The sequence below is a fragment of the Streptomyces sp. NPDC007264 genome (genome assembly GCF_042869095.1).
Lineage (GTDB): Bacteria > Actinomycetota > Actinomycetes > Streptomycetales > Streptomycetaceae > Streptomyces.
The window spans coordinates 61,614-87,344 of sequence record NZ_JBIAFD010000024.1; the positions used below are offsets into that span (position 1 = coordinate 61,614).

The following is a 25,731-nucleotide window of genomic DNA, read 5'->3' on the forward strand; positions in this document are numbered from 1 at the left end:
GTCGTGTCCCTTCGGGTTGGTCAGAATGGGGGTTCGTCGGGGCCGGCGCCCGGTGCCGCGGGCGGGGTGGTTGACCACCCGCCGCCCTGCTGCTGACCGTTGGCGGGCCGGGCGCTGGCCCACGGGTCACGTGATTCAGATGAATTACGTCCCTGCTGCTGTCCGCCGCCGCTCGGGTTCCTGGTGACCTTGGCGGTGGCCCGGGCGAGGCTCGGACCGACCTCGTCGACGTCGAGCTCGTACACGGTCCGCTTCACGCCCTCACGGTCCTCGTAGGACCGCTGCTTGAGGCGGCCTTGGACGATGACGCGCACGCCCTTGGCGAGGGACTCGGCGACGTTCTCGGCGGCCTGCCTCCACACCGAACAGGTGAGGAACAGGGCGTCGCAGTCCTTCCACTCGTTGGCCTGCTTGTCGTAGACGCGCGGGGTGGAGGCGATGCGGAACTTGGCGACCGCGGCGCCGGACGGGGTGAAGCGGAGTTCGGGGTCGTCGACGAGGTTGCCGACGACGGTGATCACGGTCTCGCCTGCCATGGCGGACTCCTTCTGTGGTGTGCTGGGTGGGAGGCCGGGCCCGATATCCGCGGGCCCGGCCGGTGTCGTGCGGGTCAGGCGTGGTCCTCGTAGATCGCGCCGCTGAGAACGTCCTCCGCCATGGACTTGATGACGTCCCGACGCGTGAGAGCGCCGTCCGCGGTGGGCGCGGGGTAGCCGGCGGGAAGGTCGCGTTCGACAGCGTCGACGATGTCGGTGACCTTGAAGGTGATGCCGGTGTGGGCTGAGAGGCCAGCGACCTGTTCCACTGCCTTCTCGGTACGGGAGATCAGGTCTGCCGCGAGAGCCTGCAGGTCCATGGTCAGTTCTCCTTGGTGGTGGGGTTTTCCTGGGATCCCAGGAAGTTCTTGGCGGCTTGGTTACGGAGCTTGGCGGCGTGGCGGGCGGCGAGGCCGCGCTGCCGGGCGACGGCGAATGCTGCGCGCCGGCGCTTGGCGTTCTCGGCACGGAACCGGGCGGCCTCGATCTTGGCGGCGACGATGTCGTCGACGTTCACGACGCCTCGGCCCAGTAGTCGTCGGGTTCTTCGAGCGGCGCGTCCCACAGTCCGGCGCCTTCGGGCGCTGGGGGTGGCGCTGCCTGGGACGTTGCTTGGCCCGAAGTGTGGGTTGCGCGCGTACCGGAAGCCTCTGACGAGCGATTTCCAAGATCGTTAAGGTCTCTTTCTTGGGGGGTTGGGGTTTGGAAACCAACACTTCGTGCCAAGGGAGAGCTCTCGGATTCGCTCTCTTGTTCGGCTGCTGCTTGCGCGTCAAACACCGCGACCACGAGCGCCTTCTCCGTGCCCAACTGCCATGGGTTGGTCGACGGGAAGCCGGTCTCCTCGGTCTCCTCGTCCTGCTGGCTGCGCAGACACGTGGTGAGGTCGAGCACCTCCATGTCCTCGAGCGCGCGTCGGGCCACGTGCCGGTTCAAGCCCGTGCGGCGGCGCACCTCGGACACAGTCAGCGCCTCTCCCTGCGCCAGGTGCCGCAGGATCATCAGCCTGGCCTGGGGCACGGTGTCGAGGGCGCACTTCCCGGCGAGCGCCAGGGCCTGGCCCCGGGGGACGCCGAGCGCCAGCAAGGACTTGGCGAGGGACACGATCTGCCCGGTGACGCGGGCGGGTTCCTCGATGACGGGGATGCCGTCGATCTCGCGCTTGCCGTAGGCGTGGCGTGGTACGGCGGCGCGGCCGAGGCAGGTGAGCATGGCGGCGTCCTCGAGCTGGTCGTACATGTTGTCGTCGAGGTCGACGTCTGGGACGACCCGGCGGGCGGCACGCACGAGCGCGGACGCCCGGCGCCGGGCTTCGGCCTGCAGTTCGGCAAGCCCCTCGATCTTCCGGCGCTTGCGGACGGTGGCCTTCTTGTGGTCGTTGTCCGTCTCGGGCAGGCGGCAGTACAGCCAGCGCGGACCGAGGGCGTCGGTGTGGGAGGAGAAGTTGTCGATGGCCGGGGTGACGGCAGCGAGCAGCGTGAGCCGGCCAGTCCATGTAAGCGGACGCGGGCTGTTGCCGACCTCGCGGACGACGTGCCCGTCGTAGGCGCGGCGCAGCAGGGCGAACAGGGTGTCGCGGCCGCCGCGGTCGGACGTGGCGAGGACCGTCGAGAAGTCGCTGATCGTGACGAACGCGCGGCTCGGGATGCGGGTGAGGATCCCGGCCGGCTTGGGGTTCTTGCCGGGCATCCAGGACAGCAGGGCGGGGCCGGTGATGTCGTCGACGTGCTCGTCGGCGATCTCGTCGAGTGCCTTCACGGCCTCGCTCTTTCCGCCGGAGGGCGGGCCGACGAGCATTCCCCATAGGGGTTCGCCGTCGAGGTCGGAGGAGACGGCGACGGCGAGGGCGAAGATGACGTGCCCGTGGTCGGACAGGTGCACGTACTTCTGCAGCTGCTCGAGGAAGTCCGCGAGGAGCGCGGCGGGGGACCCAGCGGGTGGGGCCTCTGGCTCGTCCTCGGCGGTCTCCTCGGACCCGGGCTGCTCGGGCTGGTCGTCCTCGTCGCGGGCGGTGGCCTGGCGTACGTCTTCCAGGACTTCCGCGGGAAGGGCTCGGGCGGCGGTGGTCGCTCCGTCGCGGCCGTGGGCGGCGCGGATGATGTCACGGGACGCCTCGGACTCGTCGCCGCCGTGGTGCAGTGCGGCAAACAACTGGCCGGGGGAGAGGACGTGGCCGATCGCGGACGCGATGATGCCGGGGAAGTTGTCGCTGCGGATGGTGACGGCGGCGCCTTCCTTGTGGACGGCGATGCCGTCCCGGGAGCAGGTCTCGTCCCAGCCGGGCCGGTTCCAGCGCTGGCAGCCACTGCCGCAGTAGGAGCAGGTGCCCGGATATTGCTCGGCGTAGGTGGCGCCGGCATGCATGAGGATCTCGCCGCAGCATGCGTGATCGCCGAGGATCTCCATCGGGCCGCGCCCGCCCGCCGGGCCCGGGCGAGACGCCTTGGAGCGGGGTGCGGACGGCTTGGGTGCCGTGCGCTTCTTCGGCTTCGGCTTCAGGTCCGCGGCCAGCTTCCGGATGTCGTCGAGGCTGTAGCGGATGCCGGTGTCCTCGACGACCTGGCAGAGCGTGGGAGTGCGGCCGGGCTTCCGGTTGACGGTGCCGGGCAGGCGCAGCACCCGCGCCAGATCCTTGACCCCGGTGCCGTAGCCGAGGCCCATCGTCTTCGCGCCGGCATGCAGGATGTTCTGCCAGTCCCCGGCGAGCCCGTCAGCCTCGTCGAAGCCGATGTCCTGGCCGATGACGAGCGGCTGCTCGAACTCCCACCAGGCGTACAGGCCGCCGCCGGAGTTCTCCACGCGGGTCGGCTCGGGGAGCTTCGCGAACCGCGGGATGTCGCGGGCCTCGTCGGCGTCGGCGGGTAGGCCGGTCGCCTTGTGGAGGTCGTTGCCGAAGTCGATGTCGGACCACATGCCGACGATCGCGCGGGAGTCGCGGGCGCTGCCGCGCGTGCCGGCGGGGAAGCGGCTGGTGACGGTGGTGACGCGGCAGTAGATGCCCTCGGCTCCGGCGCGGTCCTGCTCGAGGGCCCAGGCGACGGCGCGGTCGAGGTCGTCGGTCTGGATCCCGGTCCAGTTCCCTTTGGAGCAGAGGGAGACGAGGCCCGGCGCCTCGAAGCGGGAGGCGAGCCATGCCCGGATGATGTCCGGGTCTGCGGCCAGTGGCCCGGTGGTGGTGTTCACGAACGTGGTCTTCCGTTTCCCGTGGTGCCGATGGTGTTCGTGAGGGCGCGGCGCTACCCGTTGGCGGCGCCGCGCTCGCGTCACCGGGTGGGCTGGAGCTTGGCCTTGTCGCGGGCGGCGTTGAGCTGCTGCATGGAGACGGTGTCGCCGCCGCGGTCGGGGTGGAGGACGGGGACGAGCGCCTTGTACGCCTTGTCGCCGAGGGTCTTGCCGAGCGCGCGGTACATGGAGTCGGCCCAGGTGTCCGGGTTGCGCTCGGCGCGCGGCGGCGGACTGCTGTAGCGACGTTCCGAGCCGGGCTGATGCGTGGTCTGGACGGTGAAGCCGGCCATGCGCAGGCTCGACTTGAGGGAGTCGACGGCGTGCAGCTCGACGATCCAGCACTTCTCGCCCTTGTCCCACCGGCGCCAGGTGCGGGGCAGGTCCTTGATGACGTCCTTCGCCTCGAACGGGCTGTGGACCTTGGCGTCGAACCTGCCGACCTGGATGTGGACGGTGCCTGTCACCTGCGCCCTCCCACCAGCTGGGCGACGGTGGCCACGATGTCGGTGTGGTGCCGGTCGCAGGCCGGGAAGTCGTACCGCAGGTTGGGCCCGGAGAAGGTGCTGACGACGTACTTCGCCGTGGCCGGGCAGCCGGGGCACCGGTAGTCGCGCTGGTTGTGCGGGGAGTTGGGTCCGTCGGGGCAGTCGCACCAGGTGCACTGCTGGCCGTTGGCGGCGGTGATGGCGACCGGGACGGTGCCGGGATCTGCGGCGGCGTCGCGTGCGGTGGCGAGGGTCTGGTCGGACAGGAACGTGTCGTGCGGGGTGCGCGTCATCGGTGGTCTCCGTCCTCGTCGAGGGCGGGACCGCGGCGGGCCCGGTGCAGGGCCTCCTCCTCGGTGAGCCCGTCCGTGCTGAACAGGTCGTCGTAGGCGTTGCCGCCGGTCGGCGTCCCGTCCAGGTTCACGGTCGGGATCTGCTTGAGCTTGTCGCCCCAGACCTGCCATATCGCGTGCCCGAACGCGGGCAGCGCGTTGTCCATGAACTCCTTGCCCCACGGCGAGCAGGACAGCAGCAGCGGCAGCCGGTCCTTCGAGATCAGCCAGTCCCCAGCCGAAGACCAGCGGCGTCCGCCGGCGTCGGGCCGAGCTTCGGGGTCGTCCATGACGAGGTCGAGGCGGAGGTCGACGTAGTCGAGGAGGCATTCCCAGCCGAGTCGGCCGTCGCCGCGTTCCTCGTCGTGGTCACGCTGGTCGCGGACGGCGAAGTCGTTCTCCAGCTGGGCCCACTTGTGGGCCTTGGGCAGGGGCCAGCCGAGGGCTTCGGCGACGTCGGACAGCAGGAGGTACTCGTCCTTCTCGGTGACGTACACGATCGGCGCTTCACCGAACCCGGCGAGGTCGACGATGACCTCGGTGTGCATCGGCGCGAACAGGGTGACCTTGGAGACGCGTTCGATAGCGGCGACGACGCGGGCGGTCTGCTCTTCGGGCCCGTCGTTGCACAGGAGGGCATCGTGTCGGGCGACGACCTTGGCCGCGAACGGGTGGTGGATGGAGAAGGTCATGCTGCACCCCTGGCTTCGGGCTGGTGGAAAGCGCTCCTGATCACCGCGCGCTGCTCGGCCGAGAACGGGGGCGCGGCATCGACGATCGCGTCGACCCTGGCCCAGTAGGCGGCATCGCGGGCCGGGTCGGTGAACCGGACGGGACGGTCGGGGCGGGCCGGGCGGCCAGGGGTCACGGGCAGACCGTGACCCTCAGCCGCCGCGGTGTTCGTCGGGGCGGTCACGCCTGTGCCCCGTCCTGCCGCACCCCGGCGGCGCAGCGGCACCCCGTGATGGTGGAGATGCTGCCGCCCGTGCAGCGCTTTGTGCCGTGCCAGTTGTGCTCGCACTGGAGGCAGAGGTCGGGGTGCGTCTCCTCGGCGGCGGGCTGCGTCTCGGCGGCGTACATGTCGACGACCGTGCGCAGCGCCTGCCAGACACCGGCCTTGCTGCTGCTCTTGCCCACCGCCGTGTCCAGGGCGTCCAGCACCAGCGCGAACGCCGCCGCCGATATCTCCTCGTCGGTGACCTCGACCGCGGGCACGGTGTCGCCGCCCAGGAGCAGGGCGAGCCGGCGGCGGGTGGCCTTCAGCCGGATCAGGTGGGTGGTCGTGTCCGCGACCAGCTCGTCGGTCTGGGCGAGGTTGAGGTCGGGCCAGGTGCCGTCGGCTTGGAAGAGGAGCTTCGGCTCGTCGTCGCCCCACTGGACGACCTGGAACTCCATGAGCCCGCCGTCCGGGCGGGTGTAGGTGCCGCGCATCGCGTGGGCGGCCCCGGCGTGCCGACGGTCGACGCCGTGGTCCGCGGCGGGCTCCCCGCACCAGGTGAAGCCGTCGGGGCAGGCGGGCCGCTCCGGGATTGCGGCCTGGCAAGTGGGGGTGCGCATGGCGTTCAGCTGGGCGATGACGTCAGCGCTGATCTGCGCGGCCAGCTCCGGCGTGAACCGGTCGGGGACGGCCTTCTGCAGGGCCACGCGGACCGCGTCCGGGGTGGCCGCAATGGCCTTGTCGAGGTCCACGAGGTTGGCCTCGGGGGCGGTCACGGGGGTGGTGGTCGTCATGCCGTCACCCCCGTCTGCGCCTGCACGCGCTCCTGGCGGGCCTTGGCGGCGCACATGTCGACGAGTTCCCGCAGCGCACCGCGGGTCATCTCCGCGTTCTCCGACACGGCGAACATGGCTTCGATCGCGTCCCACACTCGGGGGAATGCCTCGCGCGCCTTGTCCCTGCGGGTCTCGTTCGGGTTGCGCTGATCGGCCGTGTCTGGCGACGACGCTGTCGCCGTGGTTACGGTGGTCATTGAGACGTCTCTTTCCGGCGGCGGCACTGATGGGGTGGCTAGACCCCGGGTGCCGCCGTCTTGCTGGTTAGTGCTGGTTGGTGAGGGCGTTCTCGTCAGACGGGGCTGGGTGGCTAGACCTGGCCCCGTCGCTGTTCTCCGGAACGACGGCCGGCGCCTGGCGCTCGATGAGTTCGTCGACGCTCAGCCCGTAGGCCGTTGACAGCACGAGCAGGGTGTCCGCGGCGGGCCTCGCGATGCCGCGGCGGAGCCGCGACAGCGTGGACTGGGCGACTCCCGTGCGCTTCCAGATGGCGTAGCTCGTGTGATCGCCCTTCGCTGCCGCCGCTGAGCGCAGCCGCTCGACACGAAGGCGGTAGTCGGACATGGGTATCTCCTTGCCTCGGCAGGTAGTACCTGCCGATGCAGGGAACTTACGCCTCTACTGCCCCTGTCGCAAGTAGCTGCCTGCCTCGGTAGCTAAGATGGTCTTGCTGCCGGGGTAGGCGCACTCTTACTTGCGCGCTAGCATGTACGGCATGCCTGACCACGACGAACTGAGGGCAGAGCAGTTTGCTGCTTATGTCCGCGAAGCTGCTCGCCGGGCCGGCTACGACATCGACTCGCCGCGCGGCGGAGGCAAGACTGCCCTAGCCCGCGATACAGGGATGTCCCCGTCCTCGGTGGGGCGCATGATTGCCGGTAAGGCGATGCCAGACCCTGCCTACTTTGAGTCACTCGCGGCAGCGCTGCGGGTTCCACTTTCCGAACTGCTGGTGCTTTCAGGTCTTATCTCTCGGGACGTGTTCACAGAGCAGCAGCCTCCGCGATCGTTGTCGCCCCGGGAGGCTGCTGCCGAACTGGGGATCAAAGAGCCAGCGAAGGTGGAGCTTTTTGAGACGATGGTGCGCGCCTTGCTGACAGACCAGAACATCCGTCCGGAGAGCCAGCAAGAAGATGGAGAAGTCGCGTGAGTCGAGGTCGGCATCGAGCGCCGCGGGGGACGTACCGGATTCGCTCATCCTGTCTTCCGGATGGGATGCAGCACATATCCAAGGTTGCGTTCATGGGCGCAGTGCCTACGGCCCTGTTTTTTGTTGCGATGATGTTGAGTCAAGTGCAAATGGGCAAATCTATCGGTGACCTACAGACCATGCTACTTGCTGGGGTGCTCACGACTCTTCAGCCAGTAACGATCGGGATTGCATTGCGCCGGTACAAGAAAGCAGCCCTCCAGGACCTGGCGGCCCGGCGAGCCGATGAGTGGCTCATATTCGTCCGAGAGGGCCAGATTGCCCAGTTGCGCGGGTGTGAAATTTTCCTTCAGCGCAACATAGCTCATTTGATAGCCCAGTTCGAAGTGGAGAAGCAGGCACTTGAAGACGTGCGCAGAGAACGCGAGGCGTTCTCTATGCGAGCAGCGCTCCTTGAATACGAGATAGTTCAGTTGGGTCATCAATTCGAAGTCGAGAAGGCTGAGTTGAAGGAGATCCGCGAGGAACGCGAGACGGAGCTAAGGACGCTTGGATTCTTGCAGGCAATTAGGCAGGGAGCGGCGCTCAAGGAGTACGTTGACAAGCCCCGGAACCGACTGCGCGTGGTGTCTGACAATTAAGGCTGATTGACAAAAGACAAGCCGCGCCACAGCGCAGTTGATCAGAGTTGCTTGCCCCGTATCCACTGAAACACGACGGCGTCGTAGTCGAAGTACCCGCCGTCCGGCATGCGCCCCGGCCGCGGCACCATCAACGTCACCGTGAGCGCCGCCCGCAGCACGTTGCGCTGCCGCTCCAACCCCAGCGCCTTCCACGCCTTCCGCACATCCGGCGCCCCCACCAAGTCGACGAGCGGATCCCGCGTCGCCGCACGCGCCAGCTGCTGCGTCACACCCTCCAACTGCCCGCGGGCCGTCTCCATCCCCTCCGTGAACGGCCCCAGCTCCAACTGCCCCGCACCGAACAGTCCCGCAAGATCCGTCATCCGCCGGCGGATCTGCTCGCTCTCCGCCTGCAACCCGGCCACGTCCACATCGTCCGGGCCGGGCAGCAGCAGGTCCTCCGCGTCATCCCGTGACAGCCGCTCCACGATGGTGTCCTCGACGTACTGGTCGACGATCTCGGCGCGCCGGCCGCCACCGTGGCCGGTCGGGCACCGGTACGACGGGTACTGGCGGCCGCCGGACTGGGTGACCGTCATGCCCGTGCCGCAGCCGCTGCGGCCGCAGAGGAACAGCATCGACCCGAGCCACTTCGGCTGCGCGCCCACGTTCGTCTTCCGGCCCGGGTCCGACAGGATCGCCACAACGGCCCTGAACTTCTCCTCCGGGACCAGCGGCTCCCACTGCCCGCGCCCGACCTCGGCGCCCTTGTAGATGGCGATGCCGGCGTTCCTGGGCCGCAGCAGCATGTCCCGGGCGTCGGTGGTGCTGATCGGGTTGCCGCGGGTGGTGGTGTAGCCCTTCTCGGCGAGCCACTTCGTGAACCCGCGGATTGAGCCCCCGGACAGCAGGAGATCGGTGCCGTACTCGATCGCGGCGGCCTCCTCGGGCACGGCCTTGGTGGTGTCGTAGACGGACTCCTCGCGCTCCTCGCCCGTCTTCCGGTCCACGACCGTGCGCGTCTCCCCGGTGAGGACACCCCAGCCGAAGGGGCGGATCCCGCCGCCCCACTCTCCGGCCATCGCCTTCTGCTGGCGGGCGCGCGCCACCCTGTGCCCCTTGTGCTCGGACTCCTGGCGGGCCACGGCGCCGAGGATCCGCGCGGTCATCCGCCCGGACGGCGTCGCGAGGTCGATCGTCCCAGCCTGCACCGTGTGCGTGGCGATGCCGCAGCGCTCGGAGACGTCGATGTACTCCTCCAGCTCGGTCGGGGACCGGTGCAGCCGGTCGGTATGCCAGGCGATCACGACGGTCGCCAGGCCGTTCCTGAGGTCGTCGAGCATCTTCCGGTAGCCGGGGCGCTTCTTCCCGGAGTAGGCGCTGATGTCGTTGTCGACGTACACCTCGACGACCTGCCAGCCGTTACGTTCCGCGAGGGCCTCGCAGTCCTGACGCTGCCGCTCGACCCCGAGGCCGGCCCCGGTGCGGTCCTGGCTGATACGGCAGTAGATGACGGCGCGCGTCCGGGATTCCCCCGTTGGAGTGGATTTCATGCCCTGAGTGTGGCTCACCAGTGGTGTTCCTGTCCCCACTTCGGGAAGACCACGCTCCTGAGCGCGCTGCTGGGGATGGTCGGGCCGTCGGAACGGATCGTGCTGGCCGAGGACTCGGCGGAGCTGCGCCCCGACCATCCCCATGTGGTGCGCCTGGAGGGACGGCCCGCGAACCAGGAGGGCGTGGGCCTGGTCGAACTCCACGACCTGGTACGGCAGGCGTTGCGGATGAGACCGGACCGGCTCGTCGTCGGCGAGGTGCGCGGCCCCGAGGTGGTGTCCCTCCTGGCCGCGCTGAACACGGGCCACGAGGGCGGCTCGGGCACGCTGCACGCCAACGCGGCAGCCCAGGTGCCCGCCCGACTGGAGGCCCTGGGCACGGCGGCGGGCCTGGACCGGGCCGCCCTGCACAGCCAGCTGGCGGCCGCGTTGTCGGTGGTCCTCCACCTCGTGCGCGACCGGACGGGGCGGCGCCGGATCGCGGAGGTGCATGTGCTGGAGCGGGACGCGTCGGGACTGGTGGTGACGGTGCCCGCACTGAGGTGGGGCCCGGAGGCGTTCACGCGCGAGCGGGGCTGGGAGCGGCTGGGCGAACTCCTCGGGGACGGGAGCGGCGGACGTGAGGGGAGTGACGTTCTGTGACGGAGATCGGCCGGACGACCCTGGGCGTGGGAGTGGCCTGTGCCGCTGTGGCTGCCTGGATGACGGTCCGCCCGAACGCGGCGGCGCGCCGTGCCCGGTTGCTGTGCGCGGACGGGGGAGCGGAAGCAGGAGTCGGCCCGCCGCCCTGGGAACGGGCCGTCGTGCGGCTGCGGCGGTTGCCGGCCGAGTGGTGGTCGCTCGCCGTGGGTGCGCTGATCGCGGTGCTCGGTGCGTCCGTCCTGCCCCTGCTGGCCGGAGCCGCCGGCGTCCCCGCACTGCGCCGGGTACGACGGGCACGGGAGGCTCGGCTGGCAAGGGACAGGCGCGGCGAAGCGGTGATCGCGCTGTGCGGGGCGCTCGCGGGTGAGGTCCGTGCGGGGTGTCAGCCGGGCGAGGCGCTGCTGCGCGCCGCACGCGACTCGGGCGGGCTCGGTGAGGCGCACGCGGCGGTGCTGGCGGCGGCGCGGTTCGGCGGGGACGTGCCGGGCGCGCTCACGGAGGCGGCACGGCAGCCGGGGGCCGACGGGTTGTCGGGGCTCGCCGCGTGCTGGCGGGTGGCCGTGGACCGGGGGGCGGGCCTGGCGGCCGGGCTCGACCGGCTGGAGGCGGCCCTGCGCGCCGAGCGCGATCAGCGGGCGGATCTGCGGGCCCAGCTGGCGGGCGCCCGGTCGACGGCGGTGCTGCTCGCGGGCCTGCCGGTCCTCGGTCTGCTCCTGGGCACGGCACTCGGTGCCCGCCCGCTGCACGTCCTGCTGCACACCGGTGCGGGGCTGGCCTGCCTTGCCGTCGGCGGTGCGCTGGAGGGCGCGGGGTTGTGGTGGGCCCTGCGGATCGTGCGGGGAGCGGAGGCGGCATGAGCGCTGACGTCGTCCACAGGCTGGGGGTGCTGTGGGGAGTGGCGGCCCTGGGGTGGCTCGCGTGGGTGCTCGCCGTCTCCCGGCGTGAGCGCAGGGCGCGGCGTCGCCTGGGAGCGGTGCTGATGCCGCACGTGGCGTCCGGGAACCGGACGTCTCGGCCGCCGCCCGCGCTCCCGCCCGGATGGTGGGGCGTGAAGGCGCGACAAGCGGCGTCGGGGCAGCGGGACCTCGGCGTGCGGGGGGCCGTACCGGCGGGGCGGGGGAGCGGGCTGCGGCGGATCGGCGTACGGGAGGCCGGTGTCCGAGGGGTCGGCGTGCGGGAGGCCGGTGTCCGGGGGGCCGGTGTCCGGGAGGCCGGTGTGCGGCGGCTCGGGATGCGGGGCGCCGAGCGCCGGTGGCTGCCGGTGGCCGGGGCGCTGTGTGCCGGCTGGGTGGTGGCCGGCGGGATCGACGGGCTGGTGTTGGGGCTGATCGCCGGGGTCTGTGTGTCGCGGTGGAGAGCACGGCGGGTGGCGGATCGGCTCGCCCCGCAGTACGACGCCGGCGCGGCGGCCCGTCAGCTCCCGCTCGCCGCCGATCTGCTGGCGGCGTGCGCGGCAGCGGGCGCCGGCCCTGTGCCGGCCGCCCGGGCGGTGGGCGAGGCACTGGGAGGACCGGTTGGGGAACGACTGGCCCGGGGCGCGGCCGAGGTGCGGCTCGGGGGCCGGCCGGCCGAAGCCTGGCGGCGGCTCGCCGACCTTCCCGGCGCCGGAGCCCTGGCACGGCTTCTGGAACGGGCGGGGGACTCCGGAGTACCCGCCGCCGCGGCCGCCGGGCGCCTCGCGGCGGAGGCCCGAGCCGAGTGGGGACGTGCGGCGACGGCACGGGCACGCCGGGCGGGGGTCATGGTGACGGCGCCCGTGGGGCTGTGCTTCCTGCCCGCGTTCATCGCGGTCGGGGTGCTGCCCGTGGTGATCGGGCTCGCGGGCGGGCTGCTGGGAGGAGGTGACGGATGACGGCACACGGCATGCGGTGAAGGACGTGGACGGGCGGCCCGGCGGAACGGACCGGGCCTCGAAAGGACAAGAACCTCACGGGGGTTGAGATGGGCAAGGCAGGACGAGCACGAGTGGGCGTACGAGCCCGAGTGGACCTGCGAGCAGGGGCACGAGCCCGGGCGCGTGCGCTGGTGCGCCGGGTGCGGGAGCCGGCGCGTCGGGATGCGGGCATGGTCACGTCCGAGTACGCCATGGGGATCATCGCGGCCGTGGCCTTCGCGGCACTCCTCTACAAGGTGCTGACGAGCGGGCAGGTCAGCGCGGAGCTGCAGGCCATCGTGAAGCGGGCGCTCGATGTCCGCATGTGACAGGGGGAGAAGGCGCCCGGGAGGGAGACCCGGCCGGGACCGCGGGTTCGTGACGGCGGAGACAGCGGTCGTCCTGCCCGCCCTGGTGCTCTTCGCGACCGCACTGGTCTGGGCCCTGCTGGCCGCGTCGGCGCAACTGCAGTGCGTGGACGCGGCCCGCGCGGGGGCCCGGGCCGCGGCCCGGCAGGAGCCGCCCGACGCCGTCCGGCGCGTGGCCCGGCAGGCCGCGCCGGACGGCGCGAGGGTCAGGGTGAGCCGGGAGGGCGACCTGGTCCACGTGGTCGTGGTCGCCCGGCCGCCGGGCCCGCGCGGGCTGCCTCTCGAACTGCGCCACGAGGCGGTGGCGTTGGCGGAGGACACGGTGGGGGCGGACGGATGAGCGGACGCGAGCGCGCCCTGCGTTCCCTCCTCGGGTTCCTGAACGCCCGCGGCCACGTGACCCGTTCGGACCGCGGCTCCGCGACCGTATGGGTGGTGTGCGTGATCGGTGCGCTGTGTGCCGTGTTCGGGGTGCTGCTGGCCCAGGGGGAGGCCGTGCTGGTCCGCCATCGTGCGGCCGGCGCGGCCGACCTGGCGGCGCTCGCGGTCGCGGACCACTGGATGGAGGGAGGCGACGTGGCCTGTGCCCTCGCGGGCCGCGTCGCGGGAGCGCAGGGCGGCCGGATCCTCCGTTGCGTCGTCGAGGGCGAGGTCGCGGACGTGACGGCGGCGGCGGGCTCCGGTCCGTTCACCGCCGAGGTCAGGGCGAGGGCCGGGCCGGCTCGGGCCGGGGCGCACCGGGAGCCGGCGGCACCTCCGGCGCCGCGTGCTCAGTCGTCCGCCTCGTCCGCCTCCTCGGGCGCCCCGTGCAACAGCACCGTGAGCAACCGCACCGCCCCCCTCTTGTGCAGCGGGTCGTTGCCGTTGCCGCACTTGGGGGACTGGATGCAGGAGGGGCAGCCCGCCTCGCACTCGCAGGACGCGATGGCCTCCCGGGTGGCCGTCAGCCACGAGCGGGCCGTGTGGAAGGCCCGTTCCGCGAAGCCCGCGCCGCCCGGGTGGCCGTCGTACACGAAGACCGTCGGCAGCAGGGTGTCCGGGTGCAGCGGGACGGAGACGCCGCCGATGTCCCAGCGGTCGCAGGTGGCGAACAGGGGGAGCATGCCGATCGAGGCGTGTTCGGCGGCGTGCAGGGCGCCGCCGAGGATCTCGGGGCCGATCCGGGCCTGGTCCAGCTGGTCCTCGGTGACCGTCCACCACACCGCCCGGGTGCGCAGCGTACGCGGTGGTAGGTCGAGTTTCGTCTCGCCCATCACCTCGCCGGTGATGAGACGCCGACGCAGGAAGGAGACGACCTGGTTGGTGACCTCGACGGAGCCGTAGCACAGCCGGCCGGCGCCCCAGGGGACTTCGACGTCCGTCTCCAGCACGGAGATGGAGGTGGTGTCGCGGGCGACCGTCGAATACGGCGGACTGGCCTCCTCGACCAGGGCGACGGAGTCCTCCAGGTCGAGCGTCCGCACCAGATACGTACGGCCCTGGTGCAGATGCACCGCGCCTTCGTGCACCGTCGTGTGCGCGGCGCCCGCGTCGACCGTGCCGAGCAGCCGCCCGGTCCGGGCCTCGACGACCTGGACGGGGCGCCCGCCCTCCCCGCGGATGTCCGTGAGGTCGGCGGCCCGCTCCCGGCGTGTCCAGTGCCAGGCCTTCGCCCGGCGGCGCAGCAGCTTCGCGGCCTCGAGCTGCGGCAGCAGCTCCGCGCAGGCGGGACCGAACAGCTCGGTGTCCTCCTCCGTCAGCGGGAGCTCGGCAGCGGCCGCGCACAGATGCGGGGCCAGGACGTACGGGTTGTCCGGGTCGAGGACCGTCGACTCCACCGGCCGGTCGAAGAGGGCCTCGGGATGGTGGACGAGGAAGGTGTCCAGGGGATCGTCGCGGGCGACCAGGACCGCGAGGGCACCCTGCCCGGCGCGGCCGGCGCGGCCCGCCTGCTGCCACAGCGACGCCCGTGTCCCGGGGTAGCCGGCGATGAGAACGGCGTCGAGGCCCGAGATGTCGATGCCGAGTTCCAGGGCGGTGGTGGCGGCGAGGCCGAGGAGTTCGCCGGAGTGCAGGGCGCGTTCGAGGGCGCGGCGCTCCTCGGGCAGGTAGCCGCCGCGGTATGCGGCCACCCGCCGGGCCAGGGAGCGGTCGATCTCGGCCAGACGCTCCTGCGCGATCACCGAGATCAGCTCGGCGCCGCGACGGGAGCGGACGAAGGCGACCGAGCGGACCCCCTGCAGGGCCAGGTCGGTCAGCAGGTCGGCGGTCTCGGCGGTGGCGGTGCGCCGGACCGGAGCGCCCTTCTCGCCGTGCAGCTCGGTGAGGGGAGGTTCCCAGAGGGCGAAGACCAGCTCGCCGCGCGGGGACGCGTCGTCCGCGACCTCGACGACCGGGAGGCCGGTGAGGCGGCGGGCGGCGACCGAGGGTTCGGCGGCGGTCGCGGAGGCGAGCAGGAAGACGGGTGAGGCGCCGTAGCGGGCGCACAGGCGGCGCAGACGGCGCAGCACCTGGGCGACGTGGGAGCCGAAGACGCCCCGGTAGGTGTGGCACTCGTCGATGACGACGTACTTCAGGGCGCGCAGGAAGGAGGACCAGCGGGGGTGCGAGGGCAATATGCCGCGGTGCAGCATGTCGGGGTTGGTGAGCACGTAGTTGGCGTACTGGCGCACCCATTCGCGTTCTTCCGGCGGCGTGTCGCCGTCGTACACCGCGGGGCGGATCGCCGTGCCCAGGGGTTGTGAAAGTTCTTTCACCGATCGGCACTGATCCGCCGCGAGAGCCTTCGTCGGGGCGAGGTAGAGGGCGGTGGCACCGCGGCCGTTCGGCGCCTCGGAGCCGTCCAGCAGCCGTGACAGCACCGGTACGAGGTAGGCGAGCGACTTGCCCGAGGCCGTGCCCGTGGCGACGACCACGCAGTCGCCGTCGAGGGCGTGTTCGGCGGCGCGCGCCTGGTGGGCCCAGGGGTGCTCGATGCCCGCGGTGTGCAGGGCGGCGACGACCTCCGGACGGATCCGCTCCGGCCAGACGGCATGGCGGCCCTCGCGCGGGGGCAAGTGCTCCGTATGAGTGATGCGCGCAGCCCGGCTCGGCCCCGAGGCGAGCCGGTCCAGGACCGTGCCCGGCGAGGGGCGGGACGCGGGATCCGCCGAGGGTCGATCGGATCGGTGATTCTTGGCCATCGGCACCGAGTGTGTCACCGGCGTGACGGACAATGGGACCAAGGCGTCGTGCACGCCTGCCGGTAAGTGATTGAATGCCATCGCGGCTGGCGAACTGCCCTTGGACGCTGCCGAGGTGTTCCGAGGGGCGACCGCTCGATAGCAAGGTGCTGGAGGATCCGTGGACCTGTCCCTGTCGACCCGTACCGTCGGCGATCGTACGGTCGTCGAGGTCGGTGGCGAAATCGACGTATATACCGCGCCCAAGCTGCGCGAGCAGCTGGTCGAGCTGGTGAACGACGGGAATTTCCACCTCGTCGTCGACATGGAGGGCGTGGACTTCCTCGACTCCACCGGGCTCGGCGTGCTGGTGGGTGGCCTGAAGCGTGTGCGTGCCCATGAGGGCTCCCTGCGTCTGGTGTGCAACCAGGAGCGCATTCTCAAGATCTTCCGCATCACCGGTCTCACCAAGGTGTTCCCGATCCACACCTCGGTCGAGGAAGCGGTGGCGGCCACCGACTGATCCCGTCCGGGCCGCAGCGCCCGGACGGCAGGAGCAATGAGGGGGACCGGGCCCGGTGGCCCGGCCCCCTGACCGCACGCCCGAAGTTCCGAGGGGGATGCATGGCCACCGTTGAACTCCGCTTCAGCGCGTTGCCCGAGCACGTCCGGACCGCCCGACTGGTGGCGGCCGCGGTGGCGCGCAGGGCCGGAGTGGAGGAGGCCGTCCTCGACGAGGTCAGGCTCGCCGTCGGTGAGGCCTGCACGCGTGCCGTCGGGCTGCACCAGAGCAACGGCATCTCGGCGCCGGTGCGGGTGCTGCTGACCGAGGAGGAGAAACAGTTCTCCATCGAGGTCGGTGACGAGGCGCCGCACGCGGCACCCGGTGCCCAGCCGTCCGGAGCCGGCGGCGAGGCGGACGCGGAGGCCGAGGAGGACGAGATGGGCCTCGCTGTCATCAGCGGTCTCGTCGACGACGTCGAGGTCACCGCAGGGCGGGACGGCGGACGGATCAGGATGAGCTGGCCGACCACACCGCCCGTCACACTCCCGGCCTGACGCCCTGGGCGGTCCCACCGCCACCCCACGCACGCTCCCTCGCCCTCTCCCTCCCGTGCGTTTCGTACGGCTTCGAAGGGTCCTGCCCTGTGCAGGACCCTTCTTTTTGTACAGCCGGGACCCCGAATTCGTGAATTGCTTCACGATCAATCGCGCGATAATTTGATCAAGTGCTCATCGAGTCAATGGTTTTAGGGCGTTACCACTTTCGGGTTCTGTAGCTCGCGTGCGATCATTTGCTGAAGAGCACCTGAAGACCAATTCTGATTACCGCGGCCTGTTTTGATCAGGTTCCGCTCCCTACAATCCGTCCACATCTTGAGCTCAGCCCAAGCGTCAAGGAGGACGAATGGCGGGGCTTTCTACCCCTCAACAGTTCGATCACCCCACATCCCTCGCAGCCGCGGTACTGACCGACAGCAACCGCATGATCGTCGTGGTCATCGGCGTCGTGGCCCTCGCGGCCCTCGTGGTCGCCGGGGTTCTGGTGCGACAGGTCCTCGCGGCCGGCGAGGGCACCGACAGCATGAAGAAGATCGCGGCGGCGGTCCAGGAGGGCGCGAACGCCTATCTGACCCGGCAGCTGCGCACGCTCGGCGTATTCGCAGTGATCGTGTTCTTCCTGCTCATGCTGCTGCCCGCGGACGACTGGAATCAGCGCGCCGGACGGTCGATGTTCTTCCTGATCGGAGCGGCGTTCTCGGCGGCCACCGGATACATCGGCATGTGGCTCGCCGTACGAAGCAATGTGCGGGTTGCCGCGGCGGCACGCGAGGCAACCCCGGCGGACGGTGAGCCGGAAAAGGATCTCACCGCCGTCTCGCACAAAGCCATGAAGATCGCGTTCCGCACGGGCGGTGTCGTCGGCATGTTCACAGTGGGGCTCGGTCTGCTGGGCGCCTCCTGTGTGGTGCTGGTGTACGCGGCGAACGCGCCGAAGGTCCTGGAGGGCTTCGGTCTCGGCGCGGCGCTGATCGCCATGTTCATGCGTGTCGGCGGCGGCATCTTCACCAAGGCCGCCGACGTCGGCGCCGACCTGGTCGGCAAGGTCGAGCAGGGCATTCCGGAGGACGACCCGCGCAATGCCGCGACCATCGCCGACAACGTGGGCGACAACGTCGGCGACTGTGCGGGCATGGCGGCCGACCTCTTCGAGTCGTACGCGGTGACGCTCGTCGCCGCACTGATCCTCGGCAAGGCGGCGTTCGGCGATTCCGGACTGGCGTTCCCGCTGATCGTCCCCGCCATCGGGGTCGTGACCGCGATGATCGGCATCTTCGCCGTGGCCCCGCGCCGCGCCGACCGCAGCGGCATGTCCGCGATCAACCGGGGGTTCTTCATCTCCGCGCTGATCTCGCTGGCACTGGTCGCCGCGGCCGTCTTCGCGTATCTCCCGTCGTCGTACGCCGACCTCAAGGGCGTCTCCGACGCGGCGATCCGGGCCAAGGACGGCGATCCGCGGATCCTCGCGGTCGTAGCCGTGGCCATCGGCATCGTGCTCGCCGCCCTGATCCAGCAGCTCACCGGCTACTTCACCGAGACCACCCGCCGTCCGGTGCGGGACATCGGCAAGACCTCGCTGACCGGCCCGGCCACCGTGATCCTCGCCGGTATCTCCGTGGGTCTCGAATCGGCCGTCTACACCGCGCTGCTGATCGGGCTCGGCGTGTACGGGGCGTTCCTGCTCGGCGGTACCTCGATCATGCTCGCGCTGTTCGCGGTGGCGCTGGCCGGCACCGGCCTGCTCACCACGGTCGGTGTGATCGTCGCCATGGACACCTTCGGCCCGGTCTCCGACAACGCGCAGGGCATCGCCGAGATGTCCGGCGACGTCGTGGGCTCGGGCGCGCAGGTGCTCACCGATCTGGACGCCGTGGGCAACACCACGAAGGCGATCACCAAGGGCATCGCCATCGCCACGGCCGTCCTCGCGGCCTCGGCGCTCTTCGGCTCGTACCGCGACGCGATCACCACGGCCGCACAGGACGTGGGCGAGAAGGTCGGTGGCGGCGGACCGATGACGCTGGTCATGGACATCTCGCAGCCGAACAACCTGGTCGGCCTGATCGCGGGCGCGGCGGTCGTCTTCCTCTTCTCGGGGCTGGCGATCAACGCGGTGTCGCGTGCGGCGGGCGCGGTGGTCTACGAGGTGCGGCGGCAGTTCCGTGAGCGGCCCGGGATCATGGACTACACGGAGCAGCCGGAGTACGGCAGGGTCGTCGACATCTGCACCAAGGACGCCCTCAGAGAGCTGGCCACGCCCGGCCTGCTCGCCGTCATGGCGCCCATCTTCATCGGCTTCACGCTCGGCGTCGGAGCGCTCGGCGCCTTCCTCGCCGGTGCCATCGGCGCCGGCACGCTGATGGCGGTCTTCCTCGCCAACTCCGGAGGTGCCTGGGACAACGCGAAGAAGCTCGTCGAGGACGGCCACCACGGCGGCAAGGGCAGTGAAGCGCACGCCGCCACGGTGATCGGCGACACGGTCGGCGATCCCTTCAAGGACACCGCAGGCCCGGCGATCAACCCGCTGCTGAAGGTGATGAACCTGGTGTCGCTGCTCATCGCACCGGCGGTGATCAAATTCTCGTACGGGAGTGACAAGAGTCTCGGTGTACGGGTCCTGATCTCGCTGCTCGCGCTCGTCGTGATCGTGGGCGCGGTGTACGTCTCCAAGCGGCGCGGAATCGCCGTGGGTGACGAAGACAACGCCGAGAGGGTGTCGAAGCCCGCCGATCCGGCGGTGGTTTCGTAGCCGGTTCCACGGCACCCGCTCTTCCGGCCTGGTCAGGCGCCGGCAAACGGGCGGGCGTACGGCGATCATCGAGACGCCGTGCGCCCGCCCTGTTGCGTTCGCGCCCCCTTCGTGAGGCTTCTCTCGCACGGAGCAAACAATCCCATAACAGCCATAAGCGATATTCGACATGGGGTTGTCGCCCGGTTGGCGTGTATGTTCCGGGGCCGAGAGAGCCATGGAAGGGACCGATCCGGTGAACAAGAAGCTCGCGGCCGCGGTGTCCGGCGGTGCGGTACTGGTACTGGCGCTGTCGGCGTGCACCAGCAACAGCGGCGGGACCGACGACAAGCTGGGATCCTGGGCCAAGCAGGTCTGCGACGCGGTGCAGCCGCAGGCCAGGAAGATCGCGGGCGCAAGCGCCGCGATCCAGAAGCAGACCTCGGACAACAGCACCCCGGAGCAGGTCCAGAAGACCGACTCCCAGGCATTCCAGGCCATGTCCGACGCCTACAAGGCGATCGGTGCCGCCGTCGACACGGCGGGCGCGCCGGACGTCGACAACGGCGCGACGAAGCAGAAGAACGCGGTCAAGGAGCTCAACGGCATCTCCGCGGCCTACACGGACCTCAAGAAGCAGGTGGACGGTCTCGACACCAAGGACCAGGGGAAGTTCGCCGACGGGCTCAAGGGGATCGCGACGCAGTTGGACAAGCTCAGCAAGAACGGGAGCGATGCGCTGAAGCAGCTGGAGGAGGGCGACGTCGGCAAGGCCATGGCACAGCAGCAGAGCTGCAAGTCCGCCTCCCCGTCGGCTTCCACCCCCGCGGCCTCGGGCTGAGCGGCGGTCCCGGGTACGGGCGCGGAGAGCGTGCTGCCGGGTGCCGGGTGCCGGGCGCGAAGAGGGTGCTGCGGGGGTGCCGGGGTGCCGAGTGCCGGGTGCGCGCCCGCTCGGTGTCGCACGGCGCTGAGCGCCCCGCCCCTCCCGGCTCGCGGGACGGCCGACCGTGGCGGTGGGCCCCGATGACCGGTCGCCCGGGGCCAGAATGGTCGACGTGAGTAACTCCGGCCTCGCCACCCTGCCCACCACCGACCACCCCGACGTCACCGCACGGCTGAGGGACGCCCTCCGCGCGGCCTCCTTCACCGCCGACGGGCTGCTCGAACTGCTCGGCGCGCCCGCGTACGCGGCGCTCGCCCGGAGCGAGACCGTGCCCGCGCTCCGGGCGACACGCGGGGACACGCCGCTGGAGACGCTGGTACGGCTGTTCCTGCTGCAGCAACCCGTGCCGCACGCGCGCGTGGCGGGCGTCCTGCCCGTCGACGCGTGCCTGGAAGCCGGCTGGCTGGTCCCGACCGGCGGGGACGAGGTGGCCGCGGCCGTGGACGTCCGGCCGTACGGCGGACCCGACGGCGAGGACTGGTTCATCGTCTCCGACCTCGGCTGTGCGGTCGGCGGTGCGGGTGGCATCGGCAGCCGCGCGGAAGAGGTCGTCCTGGGCGTCGGCGGCGCCTCCACCACCCTCGCCGGCATCACCGTGCGGACCCCGGCCGGCGCCGCCCTCGACGTCGGCACCGGTTCCGGCATCCAGGCGCTGCACGCCGCACGGCACGCCACGCGCGTGACCGCGACCGACGTCAACCCCCGCGCCCTGCACATCGCCGCGCTCACCCTCGCGCTCTCCGGCGCCCCGGCCGCGGACCTTCGCCAGGGCTCCCTCTTCGAGCCGATCCGCGACGACGAGACGTACGACCTGATCGTGTCGAACCCGCCCTTCGTGATCTCTCCCGCAGCCCGGCTCACCTACCGAGACGGCGGCATGGGCGGGGACGATCTGTGCCGCACGCTCGTTCAGCAGGCGGGGGCACGGCTGAATCGGGGCGGGTTCGCGCAGTTCCTCGCCAACTGGCAGCACGTGGAAGGGGAGGACTGGCAGGACCGGCTGCGCTCATGGGTGCCGGGTGGCTGCGACGCCTGGATCGTGCAGCGCGAGGTCCAGGACGTCACGCAGTACGCCGAGTTGTGGCTGCGGGACGCCGGCGACCACCGAGGGGGGACGGCCGAGTACCAGGCCCGGTACGACGCATGGCTCGACGAGTTCGAGGCACGCAAGGTGCAGGCGGTCGGCTTCGGCTGGATCACGCTGCGCAGGACGGACGCCGCCGAGCCCTCGATCACCGTCGAGGAGTGGCCGCATCCGGTCGAACAGCCGCTCGGCGAGGCCGTGCGCGCCCACTTCGAGCGCGTCGCGTACCTGCGGGAGCACGACGACGCGGCCCTGCTCGCCGGGCACTTCAGGCTCGCCGCCGAGGTCGTCCAGGAGCAGGTCGGGCTGCCCGGCGCCGAGGACCCGGAGCACGTGGTGCTGCGTCAGAACCGCGGGATGCGCCGCGCCACCCGGGTGGACACCGTGGGCGCGGGTTTCGCCGGCGTCTGCGACGGCACCCTGAGCGCGGGACGGATCCTCGACGCCATTGCGCAGCTGGTCGGCGAGGACCCGGTGCTGCTGCGGGACCGGACTCCCGCGCAGATCCGGCTGCTGGTCGAGCAGGGCTTCCTCGAACCCGCGCCGTGACGGGCCCCGGAAGCCCTGCCGGAAGCCCTGCCGGATTCGGGCCGGGCTCCGGGCCGACGAGTTCAGGCCGACGAGGTCAAGACGTCGAATTCGGGACGGCGAATTCGAGCCGGCGAATTCGAGACGATGCGCGGGCTTCGCCACAGGACGCCGCGCCACCGGTCCGGGCACCCGGTGCGCGAGCCGGTCCGGGCGCGTGGCGTCAGGGCGGCTCGTCCGTCCGGCGTTCACCCCGGGTTCGCGCTCCGTCCTCCCGCGTGTGCCAGCCTCCCGATCCGGGCCGTCCGGGCGGTCCGGCGGTCCAGGCCGGGAGGAGCAAGACCATGGAGAGCGGACCGGCGGTCTTCGCGGGCACGGTGTTCGCCCTGTTCGGCGGCGCCCTGCTGATCTGGACCGCGGTGCGGCTGCACCGCCGCGAGCCGGTGGCCGAGGGTGTGAGCCGCGCCGCATCCACCGCCCTCGCGAGCCTCGTCGCGGTGGCCGCGCTCGTCCTCGCCGCATGGAGCTTCTCACGCCTGTGACGTCATGGTTCACGGCGGTCCGGCGGCCGGGGCTCCGGTAACCGGGAGATCACCCTCCGGACAGGACCCGAGGGACAGGTGGCTACTCCGGGCGGCAGGAATACCGGTAGTCGGGTTACCGTTCGAGTGGCCGTTGCGGGCTTTTCCCGTTTGACACGGGGGCGGGCTGTACCGTCACACTCCGCAGCGTCACCACGACAGACCCCGGGACGAAGCCCTGGGGAGGACCCAGAGCGTCGACCGGAGAGAAGAGCGAAGTTGTCCCCGACCAGCGAGACCGCACAGGGCGGCCGCCGACTTGTCATCGTCGAGTCGCCTGCCAAGGCGAAGACGATCAAGGGCTATCTCGGCCCCGGCTACACCGTCGAGGCGAGCGTCGGGCACATCCGTGACCTTCCGAGCGGCGCCGCGGAGGTTCCCGAGAAGTACACCGGCGAGGTGCGTCGCCTCGGCGTGGACGTCGAGCACGACTTCCAGCCCATCTATGTCGTCAACGCCGACAAGAAGGCGCAGGTCAAGAAGCTCAAGGATCTGCTTCGGGACTCCGACGAGCTCTTCCTCGCCACCGATGAGGACCGCGAGGGCGAGGCCATCGCGTGGCACCTCCAGGAGGTGCTCAAGCCCAAGGTCCCGGTCAAGCGGATGGTCTTCCACGAGATCACCAAGGACGCGATCCAGCAGGCCGTGCGCAATCCGCGCGAGCTGAACCAGAAGCTGGTCGACGCCCAGGAGACCCGGCGCATCCTCGACCGCCTCTACGGCTACGAGGTCTCGCCCGTCCTGTGGAAGAAGGTCATGCCGCGGCTGTCGGCGGGCCGCGTCCAGTCCGTGGCCACTCGCCTGGTCGTCGAGCGGGAGCGGGAGCGCATGGCGTTCCGCTCCGCCGAGTACTGGGACCTCACCGGCACCTTCGGCACCGGCCGTGCCGGCGACTCGTCCGACCCGTCCTCCCTGGTGGCGCGGCTCGCGGCGGTCGACGGCAAGCGCGTCGCCCAGGGCCGTGACTTCGACTCCCTGGGTCGGCTCAAGGGCGCGAACACGCTCCACCTGGACGAGGCGAACGCCCGGGCGCTGGCCGCCGCCCTGGAGCACACACGGTTCGCGGTCCGCTCGGTCGAGTCCAAGCCGTACCGCCGCTCGCCGTACGCCCCGTTCCGTACGACGACGCTGCAGCAGGAGGCCAGCCGCAAGCTCGGCTTCGGCGCGAAGGCCACCATGCAGGTCGCGCAGAAGCTGTACGAGAACGGCTTCATCACGTACATGCGTACGGACTCCACGACCCTGTCGGACACGGCGATCACCGCCGCCCGCGCCCAGGTCACGCAGCTGTACGGCGCCGACTACCTGCCGCAGCAGCCGCGCACGTACGCCGCCAAGGTCAAGAACGCGCAGGAGGCGCACGAGGCGATCCGGCCCTCGGGCGACCGTTTCCGCACGCCCGCGGAGACGGGGCTGACCGGCGATCAGTTCAGGCTCTACGAGCTGATCTGGAAGCGGACCGTCGCCTCCCAGATGAAGGACGCGACGGGGAACTCGGTCACGGTCCGGATCGGTGGCACCGCCGCCGACGGCCGGGACGCCGAGTTCAGCGCGTCCGGCAAGACGATCACCTTCCACGGCTTCCTGAAGGCGTACGTCGAGGGTGCCGACGACCCGAACGCCGAGCTGGACGACCGCGAGCGCCGGCTGCCGCAGGTCGCCGAGGGCGACGCGCTGACCGCCGACGAGATCACCGTCGACGGCCACGCCACCAAGCCCCCGGCCCGCTACACCGAGGCATCGCTGGTCAAGGAGCTGGAGGAGCGCGAGATCGGCCGTCCGTCGACGTACGCGTCGATCATCGGCACGATCCTCGACCGCGGATACGTGTTCAAGAAGGGCAGCGCCCTGGTGCCGTCCTTCCTGTCCTTCGCCGTCGTCAACCTCCTGGAGAAGCACTTCGGCCGGCTGGTCGACTACGACTTCACCGCCAAGATGGAGGACGACCTCGACCGCATCGCCCGCGGCGAGGCGCAGGCCGTGCCGTGGCTGAAGCGCTTCTACTTCGGCGAGGGCACCGGCAACGGCGGTGCGGCCGAGGCGGGCAACGGCGACGGGGACCACCTCGGCGGTCTCAAGGAACTCGTGACCGACCTGGGCGCGATCGACGCGCGTGAGGTGTCCTCGTTCCCCGTCGGCAACGACATCGTCCTGCGGGTCGGCCGGTACGGCCCGTACATCGAGCGCGGCGAGAAGGACTCCGAGCAGCACCAGCGCGCCGACATCCCGGACGACCTGGCCCCGGACGAGCTGTCCGTCGAACTGGCCGAGGAACTGCTCGCCAAGCCGAGCGGCGAGCGCACCCTGGGCACCGATCCGGGGACGGGCCGCCCGATCGTCGCCAAGGACGGCCGCTACGGCCCGTACGTCACGGAGATCCTGCCCGAGGGCACCCCGAAGACGGGCAAGAACGCCGTCAAGCCGCGCACGGCCTCCCTGTTCAAGTCGATGTCCCTGGACACGGTGACCCTCGACGACGCGCTCCGGCTGATGTCCCTGCCGCGGGTCGTCGGCACGGACACGGACGGCGCGGAGATCACCGCGCAGAACGGGCGCTACGGGCCGTACCTGAAGAAGGGCACGGACTCGCGGTCGCTGCAGGCGGAGGACCAGATCTTCGCGATCACGCTGGAGGAGGCGCAGGCGATCTACGCCCAGCCCAAGCAGCGTGGCCGGGCCGCCGCCAAGCCGCCGCTGAAGGAACTGGGTGAGGACCCGGTCAGCGGGAAGCCGGTCGTCGTCAAGGACGGCCGCTTCGGCCCGTACGTCACCGACGGCGAGACCAACGCGACCCTGCGCTCCGGCGACAGCGTCGAGACGATCACCCCGGAGCGCGGCTTCGAGCTGCTCGCGGAGAAGCGCGCCAAGGGACCCGCCAAGAAGACGGCGAAGAAGGCCGCCGCCAAGAAGGCGCCGGCCAAGAAGACGGCGTCGACGGCGAAGAAGGCGGCCGCCAAGAAGACCACCGCGAAGAAGGCGCCCGCCAAGAAGGCCGCTGCGGCGAAGACGGCGGCGCCGAAGGCGTCGGTCGAGCCCTGACCGGCGCGGCGGCCGCGGGCAGCGGCCGGATGCTCGGACCCCTCGGCCGGTCCGCATGAGCGCGTA

26 protein-coding genes and 2 pseudogenes are annotated in these 25,731 nt (G+C 71.0%); 15 read left to right on the plus strand and 13 right to left on the minus strand.

The genetic code is table 11. From position 1 onward, the window contains the following. Window positions 1-20: 20 nt before the first annotated feature. The 11 genes from ACFYMU_RS30440 to ACFYMU_RS30490 all read right to left on the minus strand — a co-directional run bounded on the left by ACFYMU_RS30440 (window position 21) and on the right by ACFYMU_RS30490 (window position 6,915). On the minus strand, window positions 21-536 hold the full coding sequence (locus ACFYMU_RS30440) for a single-stranded DNA-binding protein (RefSeq protein ID WP_388380043.1): 516 nt from the start codon (window positions 534-536) through the stop codon (window positions 21-23). A gap of 74 nt (window positions 537-610) precedes the next feature. Continuing rightward, a complete protein-coding gene (locus tag ACFYMU_RS30445) occupies window positions 611-856 on the minus strand; it encodes a hypothetical protein (protein WP_388380045.1) in 246 nt (81 codons plus the stop codon). A 2-nt stretch (window positions 857-858) separates the two neighbouring features. After that, on the minus strand, window positions 859-1,053 hold the full coding sequence (locus ACFYMU_RS30450) for a hypothetical protein (protein ID WP_388380048.1): 195 nt from the start codon (window positions 1,051-1,053) through the stop codon (window positions 859-861). Further along, the gene (locus ACFYMU_RS30455) at window positions 1,050-3,719 is read right to left on the minus strand and encodes a MarR family transcriptional regulator (protein WP_388380051.1); all 2,670 of its coding nucleotides are present in this window, start codon (window positions 3,717-3,719) and stop codon (window positions 1,050-1,052) included. The genes ACFYMU_RS30450 and ACFYMU_RS30455 overlap by 4 nt, the downstream gene beginning before the upstream one ends. Window positions 3,720-3,799: 80 nt before the next feature. Then, the gene (locus ACFYMU_RS30460; RefSeq protein ID WP_388380054.1) at window positions 3,800-4,225 is read right to left on the minus strand and encodes a hypothetical protein; all 426 of its coding nucleotides are present in this window, start codon (window positions 4,223-4,225) and stop codon (window positions 3,800-3,802) included. Continuing rightward, window positions 4,222-4,539: a hypothetical protein gene (locus tag ACFYMU_RS30465; protein WP_388380057.1), complete on the minus strand. Its 318-nt coding sequence runs from the start codon at window positions 4,537-4,539 to the stop codon at window positions 4,222-4,224. The genes ACFYMU_RS30460 and ACFYMU_RS30465 overlap by 4 nt, the downstream gene beginning before the upstream one ends. After that, entirely contained in the window at window positions 4,536-5,270 is a 735-nt protein-coding gene (locus tag ACFYMU_RS30470) for a hypothetical protein (RefSeq protein WP_388380060.1), read from the minus strand. Before ACFYMU_RS30470 ends, ACFYMU_RS30465 begins: the two co-directional genes overlap by 4 nt. Continuing rightward, window positions 5,267-5,446, minus strand: coding sequence for a hypothetical protein (locus tag ACFYMU_RS30475; RefSeq protein WP_388380063.1), 180 nt, complete (start codon window positions 5,444-5,446; stop codon window positions 5,267-5,269). The genes ACFYMU_RS30470 and ACFYMU_RS30475 overlap by 4 nt, the downstream gene beginning before the upstream one ends. Window positions 5,447-5,490: 44 nt before the next feature. Next, window positions 5,491-6,309, minus strand: coding sequence for a hypothetical protein (locus ACFYMU_RS30480; RefSeq protein WP_388380066.1), 819 nt, complete (start codon window positions 6,307-6,309; stop codon window positions 5,491-5,493). Then, window positions 6,306-6,548: a hypothetical protein gene (locus ACFYMU_RS30485; protein ID WP_388380069.1), complete on the minus strand. Its 243-nt coding sequence runs from the start codon at window positions 6,546-6,548 to the stop codon at window positions 6,306-6,308. Before ACFYMU_RS30485 ends, ACFYMU_RS30480 begins: the two co-directional genes overlap by 4 nt. 67 nt (window positions 6,549-6,615) lie before the next feature. Continuing rightward, window positions 6,616-6,915, minus strand: a complete 300-nt coding sequence (locus tag ACFYMU_RS30490) for a helix-turn-helix domain-containing protein (protein WP_388380072.1) — start codon at window positions 6,913-6,915, stop codon at window positions 6,616-6,618. Between the two features lie 151 nt (window positions 6,916-7,066). On the opposite strand from ACFYMU_RS30490, the gene ACFYMU_RS30495 reads away from it, so the two are divergent. Next, window positions 7,067-7,501: a helix-turn-helix domain-containing protein gene (locus tag ACFYMU_RS30495; protein WP_388380075.1), complete on the plus strand. Its 435-nt coding sequence runs from the start codon at window positions 7,067-7,069 to the stop codon at window positions 7,499-7,501. A 92-nt stretch (window positions 7,502-7,593) separates the two neighbouring features. Beyond that, on the plus strand, window positions 7,594-8,142 hold the full coding sequence (locus tag ACFYMU_RS30500; RefSeq protein WP_388380078.1) for a hypothetical protein: 549 nt from the start codon (window positions 7,594-7,596) through the stop codon (window positions 8,140-8,142). A gap of 41 nt (window positions 8,143-8,183) precedes the next feature. Here ACFYMU_RS30500 and ACFYMU_RS30505 read toward each other — a convergent pair whose 3' ends face one another. After that, window positions 8,184-9,677, minus strand: a complete 1,494-nt coding sequence (locus tag ACFYMU_RS30505; protein WP_388380081.1) for a recombinase family protein — start codon at window positions 9,675-9,677, stop codon at window positions 8,184-8,186. Window positions 9,678-9,719: 42 nt separating this feature from the next. Here ACFYMU_RS30505 and ACFYMU_RS30510 point away from each other — a divergent pair. The 6 genes and pseudogenes from ACFYMU_RS30510 to ACFYMU_RS30535 all read left to right on the plus strand — a co-directional run. Continuing rightward, a pseudogene (locus ACFYMU_RS30510) lies at window positions 9,720-10,319 on the plus strand (ATPase, T2SS/T4P/T4SS family); the annotation flags it as partial. 59 nt (window positions 10,320-10,378) lie between these two features. Beyond that, on the plus strand, window positions 10,379-11,176 hold the full coding sequence (locus ACFYMU_RS30515) for a type II secretion system F family protein (protein ID WP_388380138.1): 798 nt from the start codon (window positions 10,379-10,381) through the stop codon (window positions 11,174-11,176). Further along, window positions 11,173-12,171, plus strand: a complete 999-nt coding sequence (locus ACFYMU_RS30520; RefSeq protein WP_388380084.1) for a type II secretion system F family protein — start codon at window positions 11,173-11,175, stop codon at window positions 12,169-12,171. The genes ACFYMU_RS30515 and ACFYMU_RS30520 overlap by 4 nt, the downstream gene beginning before the upstream one ends. Before the next feature lie 89 nt (window positions 12,172-12,260). Further along, a complete protein-coding gene (locus tag ACFYMU_RS30525) occupies window positions 12,261-12,521 on the plus strand; it encodes a DUF4244 domain-containing protein (RefSeq protein ID WP_388380087.1) in 261 nt (86 codons plus the stop codon). Beyond that, window positions 12,508-12,900, plus strand: coding sequence for a TadE family type IV pilus minor pilin (locus ACFYMU_RS30530; protein WP_388380090.1), 393 nt, complete (start codon window positions 12,508-12,510; stop codon window positions 12,898-12,900). The genes ACFYMU_RS30525 and ACFYMU_RS30530 overlap by 14 nt, the downstream gene beginning before the upstream one ends. Next, window positions 12,897-13,232: pseudogene (locus ACFYMU_RS30535) on the plus strand (Rv3654c family TadE-like protein); the annotation flags it as partial. The gene ACFYMU_RS30530 and the pseudogene ACFYMU_RS30535, both read left to right, overlap by 4 nt. 98 nt (window positions 13,233-13,330) lie before the next feature. Here the strand turns inward: ACFYMU_RS30535 and ACFYMU_RS30540 are convergent. Then, on the minus strand, window positions 13,331-15,802 hold the full coding sequence (locus ACFYMU_RS30540; RefSeq protein ID WP_388380093.1) for a DEAD/DEAH box helicase: 2,472 nt from the start codon (window positions 15,800-15,802) through the stop codon (window positions 13,331-13,333). Window positions 15,803-15,881: 79 nt separating this feature from the next. Between ACFYMU_RS30540 and bldG the strand changes: the two genes are divergently transcribed. The 7 genes from bldG (at window position 15,882) to topA (ending at window position 25,665) form a co-directional block, all read left to right on the plus strand. Next, complete coding sequence (gene bldG / locus ACFYMU_RS30545; protein ID WP_010986038.1) at window positions 15,882-16,223, plus strand: anti-sigma factor antagonist BldG; 342 nt, start codon at window positions 15,882-15,884, stop codon at window positions 16,221-16,223. Between the two features lie 101 nt (window positions 16,224-16,324). Then, window positions 16,325-16,759, plus strand: coding sequence for an ATP-binding protein (locus tag ACFYMU_RS30550; RefSeq protein WP_388380097.1), 435 nt, complete (start codon window positions 16,325-16,327; stop codon window positions 16,757-16,759). 349 nt (window positions 16,760-17,108) lie between these two features. Beyond that, window positions 17,109-19,511: a sodium-translocating pyrophosphatase gene (locus tag ACFYMU_RS30555; protein WP_388380100.1), complete on the plus strand. Its 2,403-nt coding sequence runs from the start codon at window positions 17,109-17,111 to the stop codon at window positions 19,509-19,511. 217 nt (window positions 19,512-19,728) lie between these two features. Then, window positions 19,729-20,331, plus strand: a complete 603-nt coding sequence (locus tag ACFYMU_RS30560) for a small secreted protein (protein WP_388380103.1) — start codon at window positions 19,729-19,731, stop codon at window positions 20,329-20,331. 214 nt (window positions 20,332-20,545) lie between these two features. Further along, window positions 20,546-22,066, plus strand: a complete 1,521-nt coding sequence (locus ACFYMU_RS30565) for a methyltransferase (protein WP_388380106.1) — start codon at window positions 20,546-20,548, stop codon at window positions 22,064-22,066. Between the two features lie 323 nt (window positions 22,067-22,389). Then, window positions 22,390-22,587 (plus strand): hypothetical protein, encoded by a 198-nt coding sequence (locus ACFYMU_RS30570; RefSeq protein WP_388380109.1) that lies wholly within the window; start codon window positions 22,390-22,392, stop codon window positions 22,585-22,587. Between the two features lie 258 nt (window positions 22,588-22,845). Then, entirely contained in the window at window positions 22,846-25,665 is a 2,820-nt protein-coding gene (gene topA, locus ACFYMU_RS30575) for a type I DNA topoisomerase (RefSeq protein ID WP_388380111.1), read from the plus strand. Window positions 25,666-25,731 lie beyond the last annotated feature (66 nt).